Below are 213 nucleotides of genomic sequence, written 5' to 3'. Positions count from 1 at the left end.
AAGAGAACTATCTGTATGCTTTCAGACATGGCATTGAAACCTTCATAAAGTACAATTATTTTCATAAGGAACAGAAAAGGAACTTCAGAAACGACCCGTTTCTGTCTGCCAACTTTTATTATAATGAAGAAACCGACGGCATGTATTGTCCGATGGGACAGAGAATGGAACGACTCTCCGATGTAAGGCGGGTAACAGACAACGGTTTTGTTC

Source organism: Parabacteroides sp. CAG:2, from assembly GCF_000436315.1.
GTDB lineage: Bacteria > Bacteroidota > Bacteroidia > Bacteroidales > Tannerellaceae > Parabacteroides > Parabacteroides distasonis.
Note: the sequence above shows the minus strand (reverse complement) of the source record.